Source organism: Verrucosispora sp. TAA-831 (assembly GCF_050780145.1).
Classification (GTDB): domain Bacteria; phylum Actinomycetota; class Actinomycetes; order Mycobacteriales; family Micromonosporaceae; genus Micromonospora.
In genome coordinates this window covers 4512659-4534310 of sequence record NZ_CP192240.1, presented here as the reverse complement: position 1 = coordinate 4534310, position 21652 = coordinate 4512659, and the positions used below count along the sequence as shown (strand labels likewise).

Annotated in this window: 20 protein-coding genes; 12 read left to right on the top strand and 8 right to left on the bottom strand. The window is 69.2% G+C overall.

What is annotated here, in order from left to right; translation table 11 throughout:
* Positions 1-5: 5 nt before the first annotated feature.
* Together ACQVFL_RS20080 and ACQVFL_RS20075 are read left to right on the top strand one after the other, a co-directional pair.
* The gene (locus tag ACQVFL_RS20080; protein WP_431727315.1) at positions 6-644 is read left to right on the top strand and encodes a DAK2 domain-containing protein; all 639 of its coding nucleotides are present in this window, start codon (positions 6-8) and stop codon (positions 642-644) included.
* Entirely contained in the window at positions 641-2176 is a 1536-nt protein-coding gene (locus ACQVFL_RS20075; protein WP_431727314.1) for an aldehyde dehydrogenase (NADP(+)), read from the top strand. The genes ACQVFL_RS20080 and ACQVFL_RS20075 overlap by 4 nt, the downstream gene beginning before the upstream one ends.
* A 290-nt stretch (positions 2177-2466) precedes the next feature.
* Here the strand turns inward: ACQVFL_RS20075 and ACQVFL_RS20070 are convergent, their stop codons facing one another.
* A complete protein-coding gene (locus ACQVFL_RS20070) occupies positions 2467-2997 on the bottom strand; it encodes a pyridoxamine 5'-phosphate oxidase family protein (RefSeq protein ID WP_431727313.1) in 531 nt (176 codons plus the stop codon).
* A gap of 546 nt (positions 2998-3543) precedes the next feature.
* On the opposite strand from ACQVFL_RS20070, the gene ACQVFL_RS20065 reads away from it, so the two are divergent.
* From ACQVFL_RS20065 to ACQVFL_RS20045, 5 genes are all read left to right on the top strand, one after another.
* A complete protein-coding gene (locus tag ACQVFL_RS20065; protein ID WP_396696985.1) occupies positions 3544-4593 on the top strand; it encodes a dipeptidase in 1050 nt (349 codons plus the stop codon).
* Positions 4594-4630: 37 nt separating this feature from the next.
* Entirely contained in the window at positions 4631-6241 is a 1611-nt protein-coding gene (locus ACQVFL_RS20060) for an ABC transporter substrate-binding protein (protein WP_396696987.1), read from the top strand.
* 64 nt (positions 6242-6305) lie between these two features.
* The gene (locus tag ACQVFL_RS20055) at positions 6306-7187 is read left to right on the top strand and encodes a tetratricopeptide repeat protein (RefSeq protein ID WP_431727312.1); all 882 of its coding nucleotides are present in this window, start codon (positions 6306-6308) and stop codon (positions 7185-7187) included.
* 1 nt (position 7188) lies between these two features.
* Positions 7189-7392 carry a tautomerase family protein gene (locus tag ACQVFL_RS20050; protein WP_387256669.1) on the top strand — a complete coding sequence of 68 codons (204 nt, stop codon included), beginning with the start codon at positions 7189-7191 and terminating at the stop codon, positions 7390-7392.
* Positions 7389-8369 (top strand): D-2-hydroxyacid dehydrogenase, encoded by a 981-nt coding sequence (locus ACQVFL_RS20045; protein ID WP_396696991.1) that lies wholly within the window; start codon positions 7389-7391, stop codon positions 8367-8369. The genes ACQVFL_RS20050 and ACQVFL_RS20045 overlap by 4 nt, the downstream gene beginning before the upstream one ends.
* A gap of 184 nt (positions 8370-8553) precedes the next feature.
* Here the strand turns inward: ACQVFL_RS20045 and ACQVFL_RS20040 are convergent, their stop codons facing one another.
* Genes ACQVFL_RS20040 through ACQVFL_RS20025 form a run of 4 tightly spaced genes read right to left on the bottom strand, consistent with a single transcriptional unit; the run spans position 8554 to position 13185 of the window.
* Entirely contained in the window at positions 8554-10755 is a 2202-nt protein-coding gene (locus ACQVFL_RS20040) for a thiamine pyrophosphate-dependent enzyme (RefSeq protein ID WP_431727311.1), read from the bottom strand.
* A gap of 20 nt (positions 10756-10775) precedes the next feature.
* Entirely contained in the window at positions 10776-11699 is a 924-nt protein-coding gene (locus tag ACQVFL_RS20035) for an ABC transporter permease (protein WP_396696995.1), read from the bottom strand.
* Positions 11689-12636: a nickel ABC transporter permease gene (gene nikB / locus ACQVFL_RS20030; RefSeq protein ID WP_396696997.1), complete on the bottom strand. Its 948-nt coding sequence runs from the start codon at positions 12634-12636 to the stop codon at positions 11689-11691. Before nikB ends, ACQVFL_RS20035 begins: the two co-directional genes overlap by 11 nt.
* A gap of 27 nt (positions 12637-12663) precedes the next feature.
* Positions 12664-13185, bottom strand: coding sequence for an Lrp/AsnC family transcriptional regulator (locus ACQVFL_RS20025; protein WP_387256677.1), 522 nt, complete (start codon positions 13183-13185; stop codon positions 12664-12666).
* Positions 13186-13311: 126 nt separating this feature from the next.
* Here ACQVFL_RS20025 and ACQVFL_RS20020 point away from each other — a divergent pair, with 126 nt between their 5' ends.
* From ACQVFL_RS20020 to ACQVFL_RS20000, 5 genes are read left to right on the top strand one after another with little or no spacing between them, the layout of a single operon-like run.
* Positions 13312-14355, top strand: coding sequence for an ABC transporter ATP-binding protein (locus ACQVFL_RS20020; RefSeq protein WP_396697001.1), 1044 nt, complete (start codon positions 13312-13314; stop codon positions 14353-14355).
* Positions 14355-15404 carry an ABC transporter ATP-binding protein gene (locus tag ACQVFL_RS20015; protein WP_431727310.1) on the top strand — a complete coding sequence of 350 codons (1050 nt, stop codon included), beginning with the start codon at positions 14355-14357 and terminating at the stop codon, positions 15402-15404. The genes ACQVFL_RS20020 and ACQVFL_RS20015 overlap by 1 nt, the downstream gene beginning before the upstream one ends.
* Complete coding sequence (locus ACQVFL_RS20010; protein ID WP_431727309.1) at positions 15401-16843, top strand: aldehyde dehydrogenase family protein; 1443 nt, start codon at positions 15401-15403, stop codon at positions 16841-16843. Before ACQVFL_RS20015 ends, ACQVFL_RS20010 begins: the two co-directional genes overlap by 4 nt.
* 10 nt (positions 16844-16853) lie before the next feature.
* Positions 16854-17807 carry an NAD(P)-dependent oxidoreductase gene (locus ACQVFL_RS20005; RefSeq protein WP_431727308.1) on the top strand — a complete coding sequence of 318 codons (954 nt, stop codon included), beginning with the start codon at positions 16854-16856 and terminating at the stop codon, positions 17805-17807.
* Positions 17808-17821: 14 nt separating this feature from the next.
* On the top strand, positions 17822-18982 hold the full coding sequence (locus ACQVFL_RS20000) for an acyl-CoA dehydrogenase family protein (RefSeq protein WP_431729855.1): 1161 nt from the start codon (positions 17822-17824) through the stop codon (positions 18980-18982).
* A 193-nt stretch (positions 18983-19175) separates the two neighbouring features.
* Here the strand turns inward: ACQVFL_RS20000 and ACQVFL_RS19995 are convergent, their stop codons facing one another.
* From ACQVFL_RS19995 to ACQVFL_RS19985, 3 genes are all read right to left on the bottom strand, one after another.
* Positions 19176-19982 carry an SAM-dependent methyltransferase gene (locus ACQVFL_RS19995; protein ID WP_431727307.1) on the bottom strand — a complete coding sequence of 269 codons (807 nt, stop codon included), beginning with the start codon at positions 19980-19982 and terminating at the stop codon, positions 19176-19178.
* A 65-nt stretch (positions 19983-20047) separates the two neighbouring features.
* Complete coding sequence (locus tag ACQVFL_RS19990) at positions 20048-20593, bottom strand: hypothetical protein (protein ID WP_431727306.1); 546 nt, start codon at positions 20591-20593, stop codon at positions 20048-20050.
* A gap of 82 nt (positions 20594-20675) precedes the next feature.
* Positions 20676-21308, bottom strand: coding sequence for an NADPH-dependent FMN reductase (locus tag ACQVFL_RS19985; RefSeq protein ID WP_431727305.1), 633 nt, complete (start codon positions 21306-21308; stop codon positions 20676-20678).
* Positions 21309-21652: the final 344 nt, after the last annotated feature.

The following is a 21652-nucleotide window of genomic DNA, read 5'->3' as shown; positions in this document are numbered from 1 at the left end:
CGACGATGCTGATGCGGACCTACCTCGACGCGGCCGAGGCCGCACACGCCGAGCTGACCCGAATCGACCAGGTCGCCGGCGACGGCGACTTCGGTGACAACCTCCGCGACGGGCTGCGCGGCGCCGTCGCCCGGATACCCGACGACGCGGACCTCGCCACCGAGGTCAGCATCGCCGCCACCTGGTTCCTCGACCACGTGGGTGGCACCAGTGGTCCACTCATCGGGCTGCTGCTACAGGCGATCGCCCCCCACCTCGCCGAACACGGCGACACCGACACCGCGCTCCGCGACGGCCTGGCCGACGGGCTCGCCGCGATCGAGCGTGTCGGTGAGGCCAAGGTCGGCGACCGCACCATGGTCGACTGCCTCGCGCCGACCCTCGCCGATATCCGCGACAAGCCCGTACCGCTGGACTGGCCCGCCGTCGCCAGGTCGGCGGCGCGGCACGCCCACGCCACCGCGGACTTGCGGCCCCGGATGGGACGCGCCAGCTACGTGGGGGACCGCGCCGTCGGCACCCCGGACGCCGGAGCCGTCGGGATCGCCCTGCTGTTCTGGGCGCTCGCCGTGCACCGCGACCCCGGAGAGCGCGAGCTGCTGCCCGACCCGGCCCGCCTCGCCGAGGGCGAGGAGCAGCCGTGACCGCACCCGGGAAGATTCAGCTGACCGGCGAGATGTTCATCGGTGCCGACCGGGTCCGGGGCCAGGCAGGGGCCCGCCGCTCGCGCAACCCGCACAGCGGCGAGGAACTCGACCCGCCGTACGGCATGGACGACGGCACCGCCGTGACGGAGGCATGCCGGCGGGCGGAGGCGGCCTTCGACGCCTACCGCGCCACGCCTGACCGGCACCGGGCCGCCTTCCTCACCGGCATCGCCACCAACCTGGAGGAGCACAGCGCACAGATCGTCAGCGCCGTCGTCCTGGAGACCGGCCTCGCCGAGGCACGTGCCCGCACCGAACTGGCCCGCACCGCCGGCCAGCTACGCATGTTCGCCAGCCTGCTCGGCACGCCCGAATGGCGCGACCCCCGACACGTTCCGGCCCAGCCAGACCGGACCCCGCTGCCCCGACCGGAGCTGCGGTCGCGGCTCATACCGCTCGGCCCGGTCGCGGTCTTCGGCGCCTCCAACTTCCCGCTGGCGTTCTCCGTCGCGGGCGGTGACACCGCATCGGCGTTGGCTGCCGGTTGCCCTGTCGTGGTCAAGGGACACCTCGCCCACCTACGCACCAGTGAGCTGGTCGGCGCCTGTGTCGCCGACGCCGCGCGGCAGGCCGACCTGCCCGACGGCGTGTTCTCTCTGGTGTTCGGTGACGGCAACGAGACCGGCGCGCAGTTGGTCGGCGACCCACGGATCGCCGCTGTCGGGTTCACCGGATCCCGTGCCGGTGGCACCGCCCTGACCAGCCTGGCCCAACGCCGTCCCATCCCCATCCCGGTCTACGCCGAGATGTCCGCCATCAACCCGGTCTTCCTCCTGCCGCACCGCCTCGCCGCCGCCACCGACCACATCGCCGCCGGATACGTCGCCTCGCTCACCGCCAGCGCCGGCCAGTTCTGCACCAATCCCGGCCTGGTGCTCGCCGTGGAAGGATCCGAACTCGACGCCTTCCGCGAGACGTTGGTCGAAATGCTGCGCGAGCAGCCCGCGCAGACCATGCTGACCAGCACCATCGCCGAGGCGTACCGGGCCGGACAGACGGAACTGGCCGGAATCCCGGAAGTCAGTCTGCTCGCCCAGGGAACCGCGAACCCCACCCACGCCGCCGGCGTACCCGCCATCTATCACACCGACGCCAAGACGCTGCTCACCGAGCCGCGTCTGCAGGAAGAGGTCTTCGGCGCCACGTCCGTCCTCGTGAGCTGCGCCAACCCCGACGATCTGATCCAGGTGGCCCGGCACCTTGCCGGGCAGCTCACCGCCACCCTGCATGCCGACCCCGACGACCACGCGCTGGCCGCGAGCCTGCTGCCGGTACTCGAGCGCCGCGCCGGCCGCATCGTCTACAACGCCTGGCCGACCGGCGTCGAGGTGGGACCGGCGACGGTGCACGGCGGCCCGTACCCCGCCACCTCGGACGCGCGCTCCACCTCCGTCGGAACCATGGCGATCAACCGCTTCCTCCGCCCGGTCGCCTACCAGGACCTCCCCGAGAACCTGTTGCCGACCTGATGACAGCGGTCGGTGCCGTTGATGCCGCACCGACCGCCACCGCCGCCGTGGACGGGGCGACACGGCACCTGTCGCCCCGTCCCGGTGCCGGCTCAGACGACCGAGACCCCCAGAAGCGTGCCCGGCGGGTCATCCCGAAGCAACGGACTGAAGTGGTAGCGCCGTGGGTGGTGGCAGCAAGACGCGCCTGGCCGGCTCCTCCCGGCTCGAACGGTTCGCCCTTGGCTAGGGGTGGCGAGACCTCTGACGAAGCGGGTCTTGGACGCGTGTCGGTCGGCTCGTGCTGTGGATCAGGGCTGGGACGCCACGGTGAGCTTTGCGGTGTCTGGGGCGTAGACGGTCATCCAGTGCGGATGCAGCCGGTAGTAGACCACGTCGTTGTCCCAGTCGAAGAGGTCGTCGCCGTAGAAGTCCTTCAGGTACGCGAGTACGTCCGGCCAGTCCGTGGCCTGGTCGCCGTTGCGGGGGTTGAGGATCTCCACCGTGCCGTGCGTGAAGACGCCGAGGTCCTCACCGCGCATGTGTGCGGCGCTGACGGCGGGCCGCGCCGCGAGATGGCGCGCCTTGGCGGCGTCGGGCGCCGTGCCGAAGTGCCACCTGCCGCGCAGGAAGTGCCCGTCCACCCCGCTGATCCGTGGCTCGCCCTTCGCCGTCACGCTCGCCAGAGCGAGGGTGCACATGCCGGTGAGGACCTGGGTGAGCTGCTCCGCGTTCAGTGTGCGGGCGGTGTTGATGATCGAGCGGAGGTGGGCGGTGGAGGCGGCGAGGGAGGCGTCCAGGAGGGCTTGGAGCTTTTCGAGATCTTCTGGGGTTTCGCGCATGGAGGTCCTTGTCTCTCCGTATCTGTTCGGTGCCTGGTCCGCGCCTGTCACCGGCGCCGACCGATGAACCCATGCTCCACCCAAATCCTGACACCTTGTGTCATATTTCTTCTCCTGGCTCGCGCCCGCCTGCGGGCCACACGGCCGCCGACGCGACGTGAATCTCCCGGCCGGCGACGATCCGCCGGTGCGCCCGCGGACACACGTCGCCTGAGGCCGGTGCCGGCGCCGGGCTCACCGCTGCGGCGGAATCCGGAGCCAAGTTCAGTCCCTGCGCAACTGTCCGGCGGTGCGTCGTAGTCGCCGCTACACGACCTGCGTTGGTGACGCTGACGCCAACTGGCGGAAGGGCTGGAGTGGTCCGGAGGAGTGTGCCCCCTCTGTTGGCTTTTGTCCCAGAGGGCGCGGCGGCGGCACGTATCGATCCATAGAAGCGACGAATCTCGTCGTTTCTGAACGGTTATCCGACGAAGGTCTTAGGTCTATAGACAGGAAGTGGCGTCACTCGTAGGGTCACAGCATCTTTTCGATGATCCTGGAGATGACGTGAACACTGCTGCCACGCACACTTCCGCAGTCTCGGCGACCGAGCTGCACGCCACTGCCACCGTGGTGGACGGCAGCACCGTCATCGAACTGAGCGACGCCCACCTCGACCGGATTCGGCGAGGCGGCGTCACCGCCGTCAACCACACCGTCACCAGGCCGTACGCCGACACGGTAACCGCGCTGCGGGAGGTGAACCGGTGTCGTCGGTGGATCGACGAACACCCCGACGACGTTCTGCTCGCACTGACCGTCGACGACATCCATCGGGCCAAGGCCGAAGGCAAGGAGGCCGTCATCTTCGGCCCGCAGGACACGGAGATGATCGGGGTCGACCTCGACCTGCTGGGCACCTTCTACGACCTGGGTGTCCGCATCCTGCAACTGACCTACCAGCGGCAGAACCTGCTCGGCGCGGGCTGTGGCGAGGAGACAGACGCGGGCCTGACGCACCGGGGTCGTCGCTTCGTCCAGGCCATGGACGAGCTGGGCATCCTGGTCGACGTCTCACACTGTGGCGAGCGCACCGGCCTGGACGCCATGGAGACGTCCAGCAAGCCGGTGGTGGTCACCCACTCCTTCTGTGACGCCATGTCGCCGCACATCCGGGCCAAGTCCGACGACTATCTGCGCACCCTCGGGCAGCAGGGCGGCGTCATGGGAATCACCACCTTGTCAGGGTTCCTGTACTACCCGGAGGCCCCGTCCCGGCGTCCGGATCTGGTCCGCTTCGTCGAGCACGTCAGCCGCGTGGTGGAGGTGGCGGGCGTGGACCACGTCGCCATCGCCACCGACTACGACGAGACGTGGACCGAGCCGATGCGGATCGCACAGTTGAAAGCCATCGCGCAGTCGAACTCCAGGGAGCAGCAGAACCTCCTCGGCGACTTCGGATGGAACGAGCGGCGTGCGATCGGCATGGACGACGCCGGTGACTTCCCGAACTTCACCACCGCGTTGCTCGACGGCGGCTTCTCGCCGGAGGACGTGACCAAGATCCTCGGCGGCAACTGGCTTCGGGTCTACGGGGAGACGTGGAAGCCGGCCTGACCTTGAGCGCTGATTGTGATACCAGCGAAGGAGACTCATGCGTACTCGAATTTTGACCAAGGTGCTGGCAGTGGGCGTCATCTCGGCGCTCGCCGCCGGCTGCGGGGGTGGTGAGCCTCCGTCCACCAACGGTGACAGCGGATCCAACGACGGTCTGACCGCCAACGTGCGCCTGGAGGATGACTCTCAGCCGTCCGGTACACCGAAGTCCGGTGGCCGGCTGCGGGTCATGATCCGGCTCGACGCCAACGAACTCGACCCGCACCGGATGTCGGAGACCTCGGCCTTCGTCATCAACGAGCAGATCTACGAGTCACTGGTGCAGTCCTACCGGGGCGAGATCAAGCCGGCTATCGCCGAGTCGTGGGAGCAGAGCGCCGACGGCCTGACGGTGACGTTCAAGCTGCGCGACAACGCGTTCTTCCACAGCGGGCGCAAGGTCACCGCGGCGGATGTGAAGTACTCGATCGAACGGATCAAGGACCCGGCGACCCGGGCGCCTCGCGCCCGAAGCTACGAGAGCATCGCCTCGGTGCAGGCGCCCGACGAGCGCACCGTCGAGATGAAGCTGTCGGCGCCGAACGCCGCCATCCTGACCCTGCTCTCCACGGCGGCGTCCTCCATCGTTGACCGCACCGTGGTCGAGGCCGGTGGCCTCAACGGCAGCGTCGACGGCGGTAGCGGGCCGTTCAAGCTCGCCTCGCGGGTCACGGGCCAGGCGATCAAGCTCGACAAGCACACCCAGTACTGGGAGCAGGGTGTTCCGTACCTCGACGGGATCGACTTCACCTTCAACCCGGACGACAACGCCCGGGCGGCGGCGGTCCGCAGCGGGACGGTCGACTTCCTCTGGCGTCCGGCGCCCGAGTTCATCGACGCGCTCAAGAGCGACGAGAAGCTCAAGTGGTACGGCGGCTCCGGCTCGCTCTCCCTGCACCTGCGGCTCAACACCTCCAAGGCGCCGTACGACAACGTGAAGGTCCGGCAGGCCATCTTCCTGGCCCTCGACCGGCAGGAGATCCTGAACGTGGCCAACTCCGGCTACGGCACCCCGCTGAACGCGGGCTACCTGCCGCCGGACCGCTTCGGCGCCGTGCAGGACCCGATCTACGGCCAGGCCGATGTGGAGAAGGCCAAGGCCCTGCTGGCCGAGGCGGGCTACCCGGACGGCTTCGAGGCCAAGCTCATGGTGATCGCCACCTCGGCGTTCCAGGTGCGCTCGGCAGAGGTCGAGCAGCAGCAACTCGCCAAGATCGGGATCAAGGTGACCATCGAGTCGGTCGAGTCGACCATCGCCGACACGAAGACGAAGTCCGCCGACTTCGACATGTACCAGTCCGGCTTCGGCCTGACCTATGACCCGGATGAGCGCTTCACCGCCAGCTTCCTGAAGGGCGGCGGCCTCAACTACGGCAACTGGAGCGACGACGAGTACGAGGCCCTGGTCGTCCAGGCCCGCTCGGAACTGGACAAGGACAAGCGCGCGGCGCTCTACCAGCAGGCCGAGAAGATCCTGGCCGAGCGTGGGCCGGTCGCGATGACCTTCCTGAACGCGGACTTCGACGTGGTGCAGGCCGACGTCATGGGCTACAAGGGCGACCCGACCCCGACGTACCGCTTCTACCGCAACATCTGGCTCGACCGCTGACGGGTCGTGGCGGGGGTGCCGGCACACCGACGCCCCCGCCACCCCCTGTGACGAAAGGCAGCTCATGACGTCCGTACCACTGACCGACCGCTACATCATCGCCGCCCGACTCAAGGGCTACCTCAACAAGCACGAGGAATCGGTGGCTCTGCTCACCGAGGCGCTCGCACAGGAGCCGGGCAGCGCACGACTGCTGCGCTTCCGGGGACACCGCCGCATCTCGATCGGCGACTACGCCGGGGCCATCGAGGACCTGCGCGCTGCGGCCGATCAGCTCCCCGGCGTCGAGGACGAGTACGAGATGTACCAGCCCGAGGTCGAGAAGGACGTCGTCAGCCTGATTCTCGGCCGACCCGAGCAGGTACGCCCGCAGCACCTCACCGACACCATGGCTGCCCGGAACCCCGACGTGCTCGACCGGTACAACACCACACTGCACGCCGGCATCTGGTATCACCTCGGCGTCGCCCAGTACCTGATCGGCGACTTCGAGGGCTGCCTGTCCAGCTTCCGGGCCGCCGAGGAGTCATCGCGCCACCAGGAGGGCATCGTCGCGTCGCAGGACTGGCAGTACATGGCCCTGCGTCGCCTCGGCCGGCCGGCCGAGGCCGAGGAGGTCCTCGACCGTTTCCGGGCGATCTCCCTGGTCCAGGAGGACCACCTCGTCGGCTACGAGGGCCGGATGCAGCTCTACACCGGGGACGTCACCCCCGACCAACTCTGGGCGATGTGCGACGGCAACGACCTGAAGACCGTGACCCAGGGTTACGGTCTCGGTAACTGGTACTACCACGAGGGCGATATCGACAAGGCCCATGAGGTGTTCGACGGTGTCCTGCGCACCGGCGTCACGCACGCCTTCGCCTACCTGGCGGTCAAGTCCGAGTACGCCAACAACCCCGACTTCGCCAGCGCGGCGTCCGCGGCGACGACAAAGGAGAACTGAGATGGCCATCATCCGTGCCGAGATCGGCAAGCGTGACCAGGAGACCAAGGACGCGATCATCGCCGAGCTGACCGACGTGCTGGTCAAGTACGGTTCGCCGCGCGAGAACACCCACGTCCTGCTCTACGAGGTCTCGTACGACAACTGGGCCAAGGGCGGCCTGACCTACAACGAGCGGAAGAAGCGGGCGCAGGAGTCGTCATGACCGTCGCCACGCCGGGACCGCACGTCCTGATCACCCCCAACCTGGACACCTTGCTGCCGCAGCTCCGCGAGCGGTACCCGCAGTGCCGGTTCACGCCGGTGCCGGAGGACGAGCCGGTGCGCGAGGAGTACCTCGACGCCGAGGTGATCCTGCGCAGCGCGATGAACGAGGACACCTTCGACGAGTTGCTGAGCAAGTGCGACGGGCTGCGCTGGATCCAGATCACCGCCGCCGGGTTCGACTGGGTGGGCGGCGACATCATGCGCCGCCGCCTGGCGGAAGGGCTCGTCTACACCCGCTCGGGGAACTCCTACAACGTGCCGATCGCCGAGTACATCATCGGTGCGGTGCTGCTGCACCAGCGCGGATTCCCGGCGCTGCGTGAGGCGCAGGAGCGTCAGGAGTGGGTACGACTCGTCGGCCGGGACCTGATCGGCAGCACCATGCTGGTCTTCGGCACCGGCGGGATCGGGCGTGAGGTCGCCTGGCGAGCGCGGGCACTGGGTGTCACCGTGATCGGGGTCAACCGTGCCGGCACCCCGGCCGAGGGCTTCGACCGGGTGGAGCCGTACGCCGATCACCTGGCGCTGCTGCCGGGGGCCGACTCGGTGGTGCTGGCCATGCCGCTGACCGAGGAGAACCGGTACTTCTTCGACGCCGAGCGATTCGCGGCGATGAAGGAGACCGCGATCCTGGTCAACGTCGGGCGGGGCGCGCTCGTCGTCGAGGACGCGCTCGTCGACGCGATGCGGCAGGCCCGGATCGCCGGTGCGGTGCTCGACGTGTTCGAGGAGGAGCCGCTTCCCGCCGAGCACCGGTTGTGGAGCCTGCCGAACACCACGGTCACCCCGCACACGTCGTTTCGTGGTTCGGGCAATCTGCAACGGCTCTACGCCGACTTCTGCGACAACTTCGATCGGTATCTCGCCGGGGAGCCGCTGACCGGCCAGAAACGCCAGCCGGCGTTGGGGTACTGACCCGCACCATCCACGACGCGACGGCGGTCCCCCAGCACGGGCGGACCGCCGTCGCGTCGTGCTGGTGTGCCAGGGACGGCGGGTCGGATGGGGCGGCAACCAGGACGCCGGCAGTGGACGCCAAGGGTGCGGCCCACCCGTCCCGGACCGGGTGGGCCGCCGTCGTGACGGTGCGGCCGGGAGGTCAGGCCCGGCCGAGCAGTGCGCGGGCCGCCGCCAGCACGTCGTCCTCGCCGAGCAGGACCGCGTCGGCGGCCGGACCCAGCGGGACGTAGCTGTCGACGCTGTTGACCCGGGAGATCGCGCCGGTGAAGCCGCCGTCGACCAGCGCGGCCACCACGGCCTCGGACACGCCGCCACTGATGCGGGTCTCGTCGACGACGAGGACCCGAGGGATGCCGTCGAGGGCGGCGCGCAGGCTGGCGGCCGGCAGCGGCGACAGCCACTGGAGGTCGATGACCCGTGTGCCGGCCTGCTGGTCGCGGGCGAGCCGGTCGGCGACTCGCAGGCTCATCGGCAGGCCGTTGCCGAAGGTCACCATCGCCAGGTCGGTGCCCGGGCGGACGGTGCGAACCTGACCCAGCGCGGTGTCCGTCGTCGCCCACTGCGTCGGCGTCGGATAGCCGGCGAGCCAGCCGCCGTCGCCATCGACATGCAGGTCACGCCGGTGATAGAGGGCGATCGGCTCCAGGAAGACGCAGACCCGGCCCTCCTGCTCGGCCAGAGCGAGGCACTGGCGCAGCAGATCGGGTGCGGTGGCCGGGTGCGAGGCGACCGCCAAGGCCAGACCGGGGATGTCACGCAGCACCGCCACCGAGTTGTCGTTGTGGAAGTGCCCGCCGAACCCCTTCTGGTAGGCCAGGCCGGCGATCCGCACCACCATGCCGTTGGCGTACTGCCCGTTGGAGAAGAAGCGCAGCGACGCGGCCTCGCCGCGGAGCTGGTCCTCGGCGTTGTGCAGATAGGCCAGGTACTGGATCTCCGGGATCGGCAGTGTACCGGCCAATGCTCCGCCGAGCGCCACCCCGAGGATGGCCTGCTCATCGAGGAGCGTGTCGAAGACCCGCCTGGCGCCGAAGACTTTGCGCAAGCCTCGGGTGACACCGTAGACGCCGCCCTTGCGGGCCACGTCCTCACCGAAGACCTGAGCCTGCGGCCAGGTCAACAGGGCGTCGTGCAACGTCGCGTTGATCGTCTGAGCCAGGGTGAGTGGGCCACGCGACTCGGGAAGTCTGCCGCCGAAAGCCCGTTCGCGTCCGGTGCCGCCGCGGCAGGCGGCGGCACGGACCCGATCCACGTCGCGGGCGGTCAGCGGTGCGGTCACCGCCGCCGCGTCGGAGAGCCGCTCGATCCGGCCCGACATCAGGTTGGCCTGTTCCATCACCTGCTTGCGGGCGTGCTCGTAGCGGGTGAGGGTCTCCGTCGGACTGAGGATCTGCCGGTGCGCCAGCAAGGCGGCCGTCGCCAGGATCGGATCGCGGGCGTAGTCGGCGATGATCTCGGCCTGGGTCCGGTAGGCCAGTTCGGCGTCCGAGCCGGCGTGTCCCATGAACCGCACGGTGCCCAGGTGCAGCACTGCGGGCCGACGGTGGGTGCGTACCTGGTCCACCAGGTCGGCCGCAGTGGTCAGCAGGCCAGCAGGGTCGGTGCCGTCTGCGTATGCGTAGTCCACGCCGGGCAGGGCCGACAGCATCCGTCGTACCCAGCCGTGCGGGGAGCGGGTGCTGATTCCGATGCCATTGTCTTCGCACACGAACAGCAGAGGTACCGGAATGCGCTGGTGAGCGCTGTAGCCCACCGCATTGAGCGTGCCGGCGGCCGTGGAGTGGTTGGCCGAGGCGTCGCCGAAGCTGCAGACCACGACCGCGTCGGCAGGATAGTCGCTTGCCGCGCCAGCCCGTTCCAGTGCGAACGCCATGCCCATCGCCCGGGGAAGGTGCGAGGCGATCGTCGAGGTCTGCGGGATGATGTTCAGGGCCCGGTGACCGAAGACCTTGTGTCGACCGCCGGAGATCGGATCGTCCCGGGAGGCGGTCGCCGAGTGCAGGACGTCCGCGATCGGTGTGGAGCCGGTGACCCGACCGGCTCGTGCGGCGTAGAAGCCACCGGAGCGGTAGTGCAGCAGGGCGGGGTCGGTCGGCCGTAGCGCCAGTGCGACGGCGGCGTTGCTCTCGTGTCCACTGGAGCCGATGGTGTAGAAGCCCTCCCGCTGCGTCTGCAACCAGCGCAGCGCGAAGTCGAGGTGTCGACTCTGGATCTGAGCGTCGAGATAGTCGATCAGCAGGTCGGAGTCGACGTCGATGTCCGGAGAGGTCTGCGCGGGCGCGGGGTGGCCCTGCGACCACTCCGTGAGCCGGCGAACGACGTGGTCGTCGATGGATTCCACGCGGTTGTGCTCCTTGCGGGTCAGCGACTGGAGCGGCCCCGCAGCCGCGGGTCCAGGACGTCGCGGAGGGTGTCCCCCAGCAGGTTGAAGCCGAGTACGGCGATCACGATGCAGACCCCTGGCACCACCGAGGGCCAGATCGACAACTCCATGAACGACTTGCCGTTGGAGAGCATCGAGCCCCAGGACGGTTGTGGAGGCTGCACGCCGAGCCCGAGGTAGCCCAGCGAAGCCTCGATCAGGATCGCGTAGGCGATGCTCGTGGTGAACTGCACCGCGATAGGTGCCACCGAGTTCGGCAGGATGTATTTGAGGATGAGTCTGGTGTTGCTCAGCCCGACCGCCTGACCGGACTCCACGTACGGCTCACGCCGCACCGACATCGCGGTGCCGCGCACGATCCGAGCGAAGCTGGGGATGAAGACGATGACCAGGGCGAGGATCAGGTTCTCGGTGCCCGGGCCTCGGGCGGCCACCACCGCGAGCGCCAGCAGCAGGGTGGGGAAGGAGAACATGATGTCGGTCGCCGGGGTGATGATCGCGTCGAGCACGCCCCGGTAGAAGCCGGCGAGCAGCCCGAGCAGTACGCCGATGGCACCGGCGCAGGTGACCACGATCAGGCTGACCGTCAGCGAGGTACGTGCGCCGTAGAGTGCCCGGCTGAGCAGGTCGCGACCGGCCTCGTCGGCGCCGAGTGGGAAGTCGCCGCCGGGCGGCGCGAGCCGCTGGTTGCTCATCGCGGTCGGGTCGTAGGGCGAGATCAGGGGAGCCAGCGCCGCGGCTGCCACCATCAGCACGACGATGACCAGTCCGACCAGTCCGACCTTGTCCCGCGTGATCAGCTTGAGCAGGTGACCACCGCGCCGACCCGTCGGCTTCGGCTTGGCGACGGGGGACTGCTGCTTGCTGCCCTCGGGGTGACCGTGCACGGCTTCAGTGACCACTGCGCAACCTCGGATCCAGGTAGGTGTAGAGCAGGTCGACGAGAAGGTTGACCACGACGTAGAAGAAGGCCAGGAAGAGCAGCGTGCCCTGGACGACGGGGTAGTCACGCTGGCTGATCCCGCGGATGACCATCGTGCCCAGCCCCGGCCAGGCGAAGACCTGCTCCACGATGACCGTGCCGCCGAGCAGCGCTCCGGCCTGGATGCCCAGCACGGTCACCACCGGGATCAGCGAGTTGCGCAGGGCGTGCCGCACCATGACTCCGCGTTCGCCCAGCCCTTTGGCTCGGGCGGTGCGGACGTAGTCCTGGTTCAGCACCTCCAACATGCTGGAACGGGTCATCCGCATACTGATCGCGGCGAGGCTGGCGCCGAGGGTGACCGAGGGCAGGACAAGGTATTTCAGGCTGCCCAGGAACCCCTCGCCCTCCCCGGCGCCCTGCGACGGGAGCCAGCCGAGCGCGACCGAGAAGACGTACACCAACAGGATGCCCAGCCAGAAGTTCGGCAGGGAGAGCCCGATCAGCGAGGCGACCCGGGTGCTTGCGTCGAGCAGGCCGTTGCGCTTGGTGGCGCTGAGCACCCCGAGCGGGATGGAGATGAGGATCGAGACCAGCAGCGCCGAGACCGCCAGCAGCAGTGTGGACGGGAAGCGCTGCATGATCTCCTGGAGAACCGGCTGGCCGGTACGCATCGAGGTGCCGAGGTCGCCTTGGACCAGCGCCCCCAGCCACCTCAGGAACTGTTCCCAGACGGGCATGTCGAGACCGAAGTAGCGGCGCATCTCCGCCTCGATCGCGGGGTCGCCGAAGTCCTGCCCCATGATCGAGCTGATCACGTCACCGGGGATCATGCGGATCACCAGGAACGAGATGACCGAGATCCCGAATAGGACCGGAATAACCGATATAAGGCGGATCAGCGTGATGCGCAGCATGGCGTGTCTCTCTCGGTCAGGTCAGGTTCAGGAGCCGGGTGTGTGTGGCTCCGAGTCCGCGTGGGCGGACTCGTCGTCGCCGGTGACGGCGATGTCGCGGGCCCATTCGTGGGCCCGTTTGGCGACCCGTAGCACCATCACCGAGCGACTCTCCATCACGCCGTCGAGGTGACCCAGTCGCTCGGTCCAGAACCGCCGCATGGCGTTGCTGGAGGCGAAGTAGCCGACGGCGATGATGTCGAACTGCCCGGTGACGTGATAGACGTAGGCGATCTCCGGCATGCCCGCGAGCTTGTCGATCAGTTGATCGGTGCTGCCGGGAGCGCTCTGGATCTCGAACAGGGTGTGCACCGGGCGCCCCATGAAGGCGGCGCTGGGGATCGCGGCGAACTGCAACAGGCCGCCGCTGACGAGCCGTTCCATCCGCCGTCGGACCGAACCTTCGGAGAGTCCGACCTTGACGGACAGCGCCACGTTTGTCTGCCGGGGGTCCTGGACGAGTTCCCGGATGATGCTGCGATCTTTTTCGATCGAGTCCTTGGATGCCAACGTTGCTCCAACTGGATTGGTGGCGGTATTCGTCGCAGACGGGAGCCTAGACGACGAACATCGTCTGTGCAACACTCCTGGTTGACGGATAGCGACGCTCTAGCGTCCCGAACTGCGGGGGGTCCGATGGCCTTGTTGGAGGTGCGCGACCTGCGTACCGAATTCCGTGCCGCGCGCGGCACGGTGACGGCGGTCGACGGCGTCTCGTTCACCGTCGACGCGGGCGAGACGGTGGCCCTGGTGGGGGAGTCCGGCTGCGGGAAGTCGGCCACCGCACAGTCCATCATGGGCCTGATCGTTCCCCCAGCCGGCGAGGTGACCGGGGGACAGGTGCTCTTCGAAGGGCGGGACCTGCTGCGGCTGCGCCCCCGCGAACTGCGGGCAGTCCGCGGCAAGGGCATCTCGATGATCTTTCAGGACCCGATGACCTCGCTGAACCCGGTGCTGACCGTGGGCAAGCAGCTCACCGAGACCCTGGAACTGCATCTCGATCTGAGCCGCCGCGCCGCGCGGACGCGAGCTGTGGAACTACTGGAGATGGTGCGCATTCCCGCCGCCGAGACCCGACTGAGCTCCTATCCCCACCAGCTCTCGGGTGGGATGCGGCAGCGCGTGATGATCGCGATGGCGCTCTCCTGCAACCCCCGACTGATCCTCGCCGACGAGATCACCACCGCGCTCGACGTGACCATCCAGGCGCAGGTCCTGGATCTGCTCCGCGAGCTGGCCCGGGAGACACGTACCGCAGTCCTGCTGATCACCCACGATCTCGGGGTCGTCGCGGGCATGGCCGAACGGGTCAACGTGATGTACGCCGGCCAGATCGTCGAACGGGCCGAGACGGTCGACCTGTTCCACCGTCCGCAGATGCCCTACACCTGGGGGCTGCTCGGCTCGGTGCCCCGGCTCGACCTGGTCCGCGGCGGCAAGCTCCGCCCGATCGCCGGCCGCCCGCCGGAGCTGTCGGAGATGCCGGACGGCTGCCGGTTCGCACCGCGCTGCGCACACGTGCGCGAGACCTGCCGGGGTCGCGCACCCGATCTCGTCACCACCTGGGAGACGCCCGACCGGGGTCAGTTGACCCGCTGCTGGGGAATGCGGTCCGTCGACGAGGGCGGCTGGCTCACCACCAAGGACCGGCACCCCTACCTCTCGACGAAGGAGAGCTGATGTCGCAGGCTGCTGCCACCACACCCGAACGGCCCCTGCTGCAGGTGCGTGACCTGGCGGTCGACTTCAAGGTGCCGGTGCGCGGCAAGCTGCGACCGGCCCGCCTGCGGGCGGTGTCCGGAGTGGACCTCGACGTCCGGCGAGGCGAGATCATCGGTGTGGTCGGCGAGTCCGGCTGTGGCAAATCCACCACCGGACGCGCCATCCTCCAACTCCTCAAGCCCAGCAGCGGCACGGTGACCTTCGACGACACCGAGCTGACCACCCTGAGCCGAAGCCGGATGCGGGCGATGCGCCGCCGGATGCAGATGATCTTCCAAGATCCCTACGCCTCGCTGAACCCGCGCATGACCATCGGCGAACTCATCGAGGAACCGCTCCTGGTACACACCGAGCTCTCCGCAGCCGGGCGGCGGGCCAAGGCGGTCGACACCATGCAACTGGTCGGGCTCAGTGAGCAGTGGCACGACCGCTACCCGCATGAGTTCTCCGGTGGTCAGCGCCAGCGGGTGGGCATCGCCCGGGCGCTGGTCAGCAACCCGGACTTCATCGTGGCCGACGAGCCGGTCTCCGCGCTGGACGTCTCCGTGCAGGCGCAGATCGTCAATCTGTTGGAGCAGTTGCAGGACGATCTGGGCCTCACGATGATGTTCATCGCGCACGACCTGGCCGTCGTACGGCACCTCTGTGACCGGATCGCCGTGATGTACCTCGGCACCGTCGTCGAGGTGGGCGAGTGCGAGGACATGTACCGCCGGCCGCAGCACCCGTACACCAAGGCGCTGCTCTCGGCGGTCCCGATTCCCGACCCGCTGGTCGAGACCGAGCGCAAGCGCCTCATTCTCACCGGAGACGTGCCGAGCCCACTCAGCCCGCCCAGCGGATGCCGCTTCCGGACCCGATGCTGGAAGGCACAGGAGATCTGCGCGACGCAGGAGCCCGCGCTGGCCACTGCGGTGGGCAGCGGTCACCAGGTGGCCTGCCACTTCCCCGAGGCGGCCGGCCCGACCGACCAGGCCCTCGTCACCGTGACCGGTGGCGACCGGTGACCGGGACGATGCCGCACCATCTCAACCTCGTCGACGGGGAGTGGGTCGACGGCGAACGCCGTGCCAACCACAACCCGGCGCGTCCCGGCGAGGTGGTCAGCGAGTACGCCCTGGCCGACCGGGACACCGCGCGCGCGGCTATCGAGGCCGCCCGCCGGGCCCAGCCCGGCTGGGCCCGGCAGCCGGTCGCGGCCCGGATGGAGATCCTGGACCGGATCGGTGCCACCCTGCTGCGCCGGACCGAGGAACTCGCCGTCCTGCTCGCCCGGGAGGAGGGCAAGCTCCTCGCCGAGGCCCGGGGAGAGATCGTCCGGGCCGGCCAGACCTTCCGGTACTACGCCCACCAACTCCTGCAACCGCAGGGCGAGGTCTACTCGTCCACCCGTCCGAACGTGCACGCCGAGGTCCGGCGTCGGCCACTCGGCGTGGTCGGGATCATCACGCCGTGGAACTACCCGCTCGCCATCCCGGCGTGGAAGGTCGCACCCGCGCTCGCCCACGGCAACACGGTGGTGCTCAAACCGGCCGAGCTGGTGACCGCCTCGGCCGGGGAACTCGCCCGGATCGTCGCCGAGGCCGGAACGCCACCCGGCGTGTTCAACCTCGTCATGGGTGCAGGCCGGGTGGTCGGCGAGGAACTGCTGACCTCGACCGCAGTCGACGGTGTCTCGTTCACCGGCGGCACCGGCACCGGCGCACACGTCGCGCGGCAGTGCATCGCCCACGGCAACAAGCGGTTCCAGCTCGAGATGGGCGGCAAGAACCCGTTGGTGGTGCTCGACGACGCCGACCTGGAGGTGGCGGTCCGCTGTGCGTTGGACGGCAGCTTCTTCAGTACCGGCCAGCGCTGCACGGCGTCGAGCCGACTGATCGTGCAGGCGAACATCCACGACCGGTTCGTGGCGGCGCTGGCCACAGCGGTCAGCGCACTACGGGTCGGCGACCCGCTCGACCCGCGCAGCGACCTCGGTCCGGTGGTGAGTCCCGAACAACTCGCCCAGAACCTCGACTACGTCCGGATCGGACGGGACGAGGGCGCCACCGTGGTGGCGGGCGGGGAGCACCACCCGGACGAGGGGCAGTTCATGCGCCCCACCCTCTTCACCGACGCTCGCAACACCATGCGCCTGGCCCGGGAGGAGATCTTCGGTCCGGTCTCCTGCGTCATCCGCGTCAACGATCTCGACGAGGCGATCGACGTGGCCGGGGACACCGACTTCGGGCTGTCCGCCGGGATCGTCACCACGTCCCTGTCCGCGGCCGAGCGGTTCAAGCGGGACGCCCGCGCCGGCATCGTCACCGTCAACCTGCCCACCGCCGGCACCGAGTTGCACCTGCCCTTCGGCGGCACCGGCGCCTCCAACCACGGCCCACGGGAGCAGGGTGGCTACGCGCGCGACTTCTACAGCGTGCCGGTGACCTGCTACACCGGCTGGTGAGGACACCTCAATGACACCGAAGATCCTGCTCACCGAGCCGATCGCCGCAGCCGGAATGGACCTGCTGCACGCCGCGGGCGAGGTGCACGTCGCCCACGCCACCGACCCGGAGACCCTCGCCGGACCCCTGGTCACGGCCGACGCCCTGATAGTGCGCTCCTCGGCCGTGACCGCCGGGATGCTCAAGGCCGCCCGGCGGCTGAAGGTCGTCGGTCGGCACGGCGCCGGCGTGGACGGCATCGACCTGGCCGCCGCCGAACGCCTCGGCATACCGGTGGTCAGCACACCGGGCGCCAACGCCGAGTCGGTGGCCGAGTTCGTCGTCCTGGCCGCCCTCACCCTGGCCCGCCAAGCACCGGCGGCGGCATCCTCGTTGGCCGGCGGTGTCTTTCCGGCCGGCCGCTCACTGCCGTCGGCGGTCGTCGCGGCCGGGCTGACCGGGACCATGCTCGCTGGCCGCACGCTGGGCCTGATCGGGCTCGGCGCGATCGGCCGGGGCGTCGCCATCCGCGCTCAGGGACTGGGCATGACCGTCATCGGCTACGACGTCGCCACCACCACCCCACCACCTGGGGTACGCCTGGTCGGGCTGGAAGACCTGCTGCGCGAAGCCGACGTGGTCAGCCTGCACGTACCGCAGACTCCGCAGACGACCGAGCTGATCGACGCCGCCGCGCTCACCCGGATGCGGCCGGACACCCTGCTGGTCAACACCGCACGGGCGGGTGTCGTGGACAGCGCAGCCGTGCTGGCCGCACTCGACGCCGGGCGGTTACGCGGCTACGCCGTCGACGTGTTCGCGCCCGAACCACCCGCTCCCGACGACCCGTTGCTGCACCATCCCAGGGTCTTCGCGACCCCGCACATGGCGGCGATGACCTACGACGCGCTCGACGCGATGGCCGTCGCCGTGGCACGTGGCGTGATCGCGCACCTGCAAGCCCCGGAAGGAACCGAACCGTGACCCTGTCTGCCCCCGTGTCCGCGCTCGCGTCCGTCGGCGTCGACACCCTCGTCGACGACGACAGTCGGGACCTCCAGGCCGCCGTCCGTGGCTTCGTCGACCGGCGGATCCGCCCGCACATCGCCACCTGGTACGAACAGGGCGGCCTGCCCGTCCAGGAACTGGCCCGCGAACTCGGCGACCTGGGCGTGCTCGGTATGCACCTGAGCGGCTACGGCTGCGCCGGCACCTCCGCCGTGGCGTACGGATTGGCCTGCTTCGAACTGGAGGCGGGTGACTCCGGGCTCCGCTCGTTGGTCTCGGTGCAGGGCTCGCTGGCCATGTTCGCCATCTGGCGATTCGGCTCCGAGGAGCAGAAGCAGCAGTGGCTGCCCCGAATGGCCGCGGGCGAGGCGATCGGCTGCTTCGGGCTGACCGAGCCGGACTTCGGCTCCGACCCGGGTGGTATGCGGACCCGGGCCCGCCGCGACGGCGACGACTGGGTGCTCAACGGCACCAAGATGTGGATCACCAACGGATCGGTGGCGGACGTCGCCGTGGTCTGGGCACACACCGACGAGGGAGTGCGGGGCTTCCTCGTGCCCGCCGGCACCCCCGGTTTCACCGCCCCGGAGATCAAGCGCAAGCTCTCCCTGCGCGCCTCGGTCACCTCGGAACTCGTCCTCGACGACGTGCGGCTTCCCGCCGACGCGATGCTGCCCCAGGCTGCCGGCCTCTCCGGGCCGTTGTCCTGCCTCAACGAGGCCCGCTTCGGCATCGTCTTCGGCGCGCTCGGCGCGGCGCACGACTGCCTGGAGACGACCATCGCGTACTCCCGTAGCCGGCAGATCTTCGACAAGCCGCTCGCCGCCTATCAGGCCACCCAGCTCAAACTCGCCGACATGGGTCTCGAACTGGGCAAGGGCATGCTCCTGGCGTTGCAGCTCGGCGCACTCAAGGACGCCGGGACTCTCGACCACCGGCAGATCAGCCTGGGCAAACTCAACAGCGTGCGGGAGGCGATCGCCATCGCCCGGGAATGCCGGACGATCCTCGGCGCGGCCGGAATCACCCTCGACTATCCGATCATCCGACACGCAGCGAACCTCGAATCGGTGCTCACCTACGAGGGCACCTCCGAAGTGCACCAACTGATCATCGGGCAGATGCTGACCGGACACGCCGCCTTCAAGTGAGGGCCGCCACCTGTCTGCTCGCCCCGAGCCTCAGAAGGACTCGACTACGACTACACCCTGAAGCCACCGGCCGCCGGCCGTATGGGGAAGGCGGCTGAACAATTGGTCGCGGCGTTCTGCATCCTTGTGACGCGATGGGCCCGCAACGAAGATCACGATCGCGAGACTGCTTATCGGACAGTCATCGCCGGTGTCACGGTCTCCGGAGGGTGACCAGAAGACACCCCAGATCCCGCTCGCCCGCCAGCGCGGCGGCGCCGGTGTCGTCCAGACCGTCCACCGCAGCGTCCGGCACCACGCTGCGATCACCTGCCGCCATCCGGTCACTGAGCTGTCGTAGGGTCTTCCACAACACGTTCTCGCTCACGTCGAGCACCTCCACCACCTCCAGGCCGGCGTCGGCGGCGAGACCGCCGTAGTCGTCCCGACCGATCAGCGGGCTGAGCAACCAGAACTCGGCGAGACCGTGAATGATCGAGTGCCGGCCGGCCGAGCCCGCGGTGCGGTCGTACAGGTCGGTCAACACCACCCGGCCGCCCGGACGGATCACCCGGGCGATCTCCCGCAACGCCGCACGCCGGTCCATATGGATGAGGGACTCCAGGGCGAACGCGGCATCGAACGAGCCGTCGGCGAACGGCATCGCCGTCGCGTCGACGAGCTCGAAGCGGACCCGGCCGCCGAGCCCGGCCGCGGCGGCGAGCTCGCCAGCCCGCCGGACCTGCTCGCCGCTGACGGTGATGCCCAGGATGCCGACGCCGGCGCGGGCCGCCATCCGCACCGCAGGGACGCCGAGCCCACAGCCGACGTCCAGCAGCGACGCGCCCGGCGCCAGGCGCAGCTTCTCGGTGACCACGTCGGTCAGGCGATCGGCGGCCTGTTCCAGGGGTTTCTCGTCGTCGAGGCTGTCCCACCAGCCGAAGTGGAGAACACCCTTGTTGTCGATCGTGTCGTAGAGCTCGCCCACGGCACGCGGGTCGGGCACGGTGTCCGGCGGCACGGTGGTCCCCTCTCGCCCGGGTTCGCCAACGCCCGGCCGGCGCTGACGAACCGTCTAGGCCGTGATCACTTGACGACGATCGACAGCGCCGTCGCCGGAGGCAGGTACGGCGTGCAGACCAAGTGCTGGCCCAGCCAGTTGGTCGTCTCCAGGACACCGGGGGTGAACGTCAGGACGCCCCGCGACGCCGGGAACACGGTGGCCGCGCCGCCGGTGAGCGTGAGCAGCTGCCCGGCCGGCACGACCGTGGCGTTGGTCAGGCCGGCGGCGCTGACGACACCGCTGCCCGCACCGCCGAGCACCGCTTGCACCGAACCGGACACGCCGTTGGCCGGCACGTCGATCGGAATGGTGACCGAGGCGGCGACGGTCGCCTTGAGGGTGAACTTCACACCCACGCGCACCTTCGACGGGGCGCTGAACGTGACGTCGAACGAGGTCTGACCGCCTGGGTACGGATCTTCCACGCAGTTGTAGGCGACACTGCTGGTCCCGGAGACGACAGGGTGGGTGCTCAAGACGTCGGCCGACGCGGCCGACGGGACGGAAACGAACCCGAGTACGGCTGCCGCGACGGCAGCGAACCCGGCGAGCACGCGCGAGCGCTTCATACGGTTCCTCCGTGATGGGTGAGCGGGCCGGATCGGCCCGGGATCGAACGTAGGTGACCGCACGAGCGCCGATAACCCCTAATCAACGGCCGTTGGCAGCCCTTGTCAGCAGGGCGGTGACCTCCGCGCTGCGGGCACGGAAACGCTCCTCCAGGAGCTGCGCCATGCCCGATTCCACGATGTCGGCCAGCAGCCCGAGCTGAATGGCGACGAACGCCTCGGCCATCGGGTCGGCCAGCCGCCACCCGTCGCCGTCGGGCACCAGCGCGGTCTCCGCCGAGTTGATCACCACTTCCGGCGCCGGCACCACGATGTTGCGCATCCCGGTGAGCAGGCTCTGCGCGTCGCCCAGGCTGCGGTATCCCAGCGCCCGGCCCGACGTGGCCACCAGCACAAGGACGGCCTTGCCGCTCAGCGGCGGCGCCTGCACCGGCCGCGATGCCCAGTCGAGCGCGTTCTTCACCACGCCCGGCAGGCCCCGGGAGTACTCCGGAGTGGCCAGCACGATGCCCTTGTGCGCCGCGACGGCCGCACGCCAGCGGACCACCGCCGGCGGCGGGTCGACCTCCAGGTCCTGGTCGTACGGTGGCACCGCACCCAGATCGGTGAAGTGGTCGAACGCCATGCCCGCCGGGGCGAGCTTCGGCAACGCCGACAGCAGAGCACGGTTATACGAGTCCCGGCGCAGCGATCCCGACACCGCCAATATCCGCATCTCACCCATTCCTCAGATGCAATCGGGACGCGCGACCGGTGAAAACCCCTGCCCCACCCTTGACTTCTCCGTGCCGGATAGGGGTAGCGCCCGCGGTGCCCAGTGAATTCGTCGCCTGGTCGACGATGCGGCCCGTCCACCCACCGGCCCGTGGGCCCGGGATGCGGCGATGGGCCGGACGCTACTCGGCCGGGAGAGTCGTCGAACCCCTATGTCCACCCCTAGGAACGAACCGTTCCCACCATTCCACCAGGCCCTTCGGTAGCGTCCTTCCCGACTCCTTTCGTCAACGGTTCGCGCCGCTTTCCTAGCGATTGTTGAAGCCGCGATTGTTGATGCGCGAA